The sequence below is a fragment of the Streptomyces sp. Ru73 genome, assembly GCF_002920575.1.
Classification (GTDB): Bacteria; Actinomycetota; Actinomycetes; order Streptomycetales; family Streptomycetaceae; genus Streptomyces.
On record NZ_PQSQ01000197.1, the window covers coordinates 1 to 3,377 of the forward strand.

Below are 3,377 nucleotides of genomic sequence, written 5' to 3' on the forward strand. Positions count from 1 at the left end.
GGAGGGAGCAGGGGGGAGAGAGGGGAGAGCGGGGAAGCGAGAGAAGAGAGGGGGAGGGGGGAAGCGAGGGAAGCGAAGGGGAGCTGGTGGGCGGGCGCGGCGCTGTCCGGTAGGGGGCGGCCGTCGTGTGGCGGAGCGCCGCCAGTTGGGTGCCGGGGGGCTCCGGGCGGGCGATCCGTCCGGACCGTCCGCCGTGCCGGGCGTGCGGGCCGCGGTTAGCGTCGGGGGAACAGGCGGTGAGGCGGCGTACGGACGCGGGAGAGCGCAGTGGGACACAGGCGTGGGACGACGGCCGGGCACGGTGTTCTGACCAGGATCGGGCAGGCCGTCATGCTGCACCACGGCGGCGACCGCGAGGAGGCCCGCAAGCGGATGACCGCACTCTGGCAGGAGCTGGGGCCGTGCGCGGACGCGTACCAGCGCTGTGCGCTCGCCCACTTCCTGGCCGACACGCAGGACAGCCCCATGGAGGAACTGCGCTGGAACCTGCGGGCCCTGAGCCTGGCTCAGGGCAGCCGGGGGCATGCGGACGCGGGCCGCCCCGAGCTGCGGGCGCTGCTGCCGGCCCTCCATCTCGACCTCGCGGCGGACTACGCCCGGCTGGCCCGGCACCCCGAGGCCCGCTGGGAGCTGGGCCGCGCCCGTACGGCACTGGCCACGCTGGAGGACGACCCGCACCGGCAGGGCATCCGCGCCGCGATCGAACGCCTGCAGAGGCGACTGGACCGGGCGGGCGGCCCCCGGGCGTAGGAGCCGTCGGCGGTAGACGGCTGCCGTCCGCCGCGCACGGTAGGCCGTGTTGCCGCGCGCATGCCGCATGTCGGCGCCGTCGCGCGCCCCGCATGGCGCACGCGGTGAGCCGTGTGCCGCACACATGCCGTGTGTTGCGCGCCGCCGCACACCCTGCATGCCGTATGTCGCATGCCGTACGTCGTACGTCGTACGAAGCGTGCCGCTGGTCCGCCGCCGCCCGCACGCTCTGCTTGCCCCGTACGTCGCGCTCGCCGGCTCGCTGCCGCCCGCACGCCCTGCTTGTCCCGTGCGTCGCGCGTCACCGGCTCGCTGCCGCTCGCACGCCCTGCTTGCCCGTGCGTCGCGCGTCGCCGGCCCGCCGCCGCAGACCGTGCGTCGTGAGCCGCACGCCTTGCATGCCGTATGCGTATGCGTATGCCGTACGGCCGCGGTGACGTGCGCCGGAGTGGGTGGGCGGTCCTGTCAGACCCCCGTGTCGCCGTCCAGGCGTTCGCGGAGGAGGTCGGCGTGGCCGTTGTGGCGGGCGTACTCCTCGATCATGTGGAGGTAGATCCAGCGGAGCGTCAGCTCCTTGCCAGGCAGGCGGTCGGGGGCCGGTTCGTCCAGCGTGCGGCCCGCAGCGGCCTTGGTGGCCAGCTCGACCTCCGTCTGCCAGGTGGCCAGCGCCTCGGCGGCGGTGTCCTGCTCGCCGAAGTGCCAGTCGCGGTCCCAGTCCTCCTCGTCGCAGTAGAGCCACGGGAGGTCCTCGCCGGTCATGATCCGGCGGAACCAGTGCCGCTCCACCTCCGCCATGTGGCGCAGCAGGCCGAGCAGGGTCAGCTCCGAGGGCGGTACGGAGGGCGTGCGCAGCTGTTCTTCGGTGAGCCCCGCACACTTCGCGGCGAGGGTCGCGCGGTGGTACTCCAGCCAGCGCACCACCTGCGAGAGTTCATCGCCGGTGCCGGTGGGGACGGTGCGTGCTGGAACGGATGTTGTCATGCCGCCCAGCATGGCCGCTGCGGCGCGCGCCCACCCGGTTTTTCCCGGTTCGGCCGACGCGGGCCGCAATTTTGCGCCAGCCTGCGGGAAACGGTGTGCGGAGGGCGCCGCCGGATGCTTCAGGAGCGCGACCCGGGGTCGGTGTCGGGGCCGGGCCCGCGACCGCGATCGGGCCCGCGACCGGGACCGAGGCCGAGGCCGGGCCCGGGGTCCGGGGCGGGGCCGTGGTCGGGCCCGCGACCGGGGTCGGGGCGCGCCCCGGGACCGAGCATGCCCTGCAGCAGTTCCGCGCAGTCGCTGTGCAGTTCCGTGCGGCTGGGTGCCGCGCCCTGCAACTGGCCCGCTGTGCACGAGAACAGCACGCCGTCGGACCACGCGAGGAGCGTACGAGCGTGGCGCTCGGGGGCGGGGGAGCCGGCCGCCGTGAGCAGCGCGGCGAGGGCGTCGCGGAAGGTGCGGCCGGCCCGGTCGTACACCGCCCGCAGCTCCGGCCGCCGGGTCGCCTCCAGCGCCAGCTCGTAGCGGGCGATCAGCAGCTCGCGGTGGTGGGTGAGCGACCGGTGCAGTGCATGGGCCAGCAGGTCGGCCAGCGCGTCCGGCGCCGGCGGCCCCTGAGAGGACGTCCCGGCGTCCGCTTCGGAGGACGGGAGCAGTGCCGCGTCGCGTTCCGCGAGCCGGGTGACCGCGGTCTCCAGGAGGGCCGCGCGGGTACGGGCCAGGTTCGACGTCGAGCCCTGGGGAAGGCCGGCGGCCTCGTCGACGGCACGGTGCGTCAGGCCACGCATGCCGCGCTCGGCGAGCAGGGCGAGCGCGGTGTCGGCGATCAGTTCGCGGCGGCGCGGTGCCGTGGTGGTGGGCCGGGCGGACCGGGTGGACCGAGTGGGGCGCACGGGTTCGGCGGTGCGGTCCTGGGGGGCCTGGGCGCGGTCGTTCATGGGGGTGAGCCTATCCGGTTTTACTACGGGTGTAGTAGCTTGCTGGGAGGGCACTACGGATGTAGTGAGCGGCGTGTGCAGGGCAGGGAGGGAGGCAGGATCGTGCGGGAGTGCAGCGGCGACGGCGACCGTTCCACCGCGATCGTCATCGGAGGGGGCATCGGCGGGCTGACCGCGGCGGTCGCGCTGCACCGGGCAGGGTGGCGGGTCCTCGTCCTGGAGCGCGCGGCCGCGCTCGAACCGGTCGGCGCGGGCATTGCCCTGGCCCCCAACGCGCAACGCGCCCTGGATGTCATCGGCGCCGGGGACGACGTACGGGCCATGGCCGCCTGGCAGGGCGACGGCGCGCTGCGGCTGCCCGGCGGGCGGGTGCTCGCGCGTGCGGACAGCGCGGCGGCCGAGCGACGGTTCGGCGGGCCCGTCGTGGTCGCCCACCGCGCCGACCTGATCGGGCTGCTCGCCGCTCGGCTGCCGGCCGGCGCCGTCCGTACCGGCGTCGTGGCCACGGTGACCGACCCGGGCGACCCCGCCGACCCGAACCGGCCCGCGCGAGTACGCCTGACCAGCACGGTCACCGACATCGCCGAGCCGGCCGAGCCGGCCGAGCCGGCCGAGCCCGCCGACATCGCCGAGACCGCCGGGGCCGCTGGGGCCGCCGGGGGGCGCCGAGGGTGTCGGGGCCGCCGAGCCCCCGGCTGCGCCCGCAGCCCG

Annotated in this window: 3 protein-coding genes and 1 pseudogene; 2 read left to right on the top strand and 2 right to left on the bottom strand. The window is 75.8% G+C overall.

Translation table 11 applies throughout. From position 1 onward, the window contains the following. Positions 1–267: 267 nt before the first annotated feature. Positions 268–750 carry a hypothetical protein gene (locus C3486_RS36430; protein WP_103837120.1) on the top strand — a complete coding sequence of 161 codons (483 nt, stop codon included), beginning with the start codon at positions 268–270 and terminating at the stop codon, positions 748–750. A gap of 465 nt (positions 751–1,215) precedes the next feature. On the opposite strand, the gene C3486_RS36435 is transcribed toward C3486_RS36430, so the two are convergent. Together C3486_RS36435 and C3486_RS36445 are read right to left on the bottom strand one after the other, a co-directional pair. Beyond that, the gene (locus C3486_RS36435; protein WP_103837121.1) at positions 1,216–1,731 is read right to left on the bottom strand and encodes a DinB family protein; all 516 of its coding nucleotides are present in this window, start codon (positions 1,729–1,731) and stop codon (positions 1,216–1,218) included. 260 nt (positions 1,732–1,991) lie between these two features. Further along, positions 1,992–2,666 (bottom strand): annotated as a pseudogene (locus C3486_RS36445) (TetR/AcrR family transcriptional regulator); the annotation flags it as partial. A gap of 102 nt (positions 2,667–2,768) precedes the next feature. On the opposite strand from C3486_RS36445, the gene C3486_RS36450 reads away from it, so the two are divergent. After that, positions 2,769–3,377 (top strand): FAD-dependent monooxygenase (locus C3486_RS36450; protein WP_146075142.1); only part of this gene is annotated, 609 nt, incomplete at its 3' end.

Coding starts and splice junctions, on each gene's coding strand:
- C3486_RS36435 (WP_103837121.1), bottom strand. CDS start 1,731: ATGACAACATCCGTTCCAGCACGCACCGTCCCCACCGGCACCGGCGAT.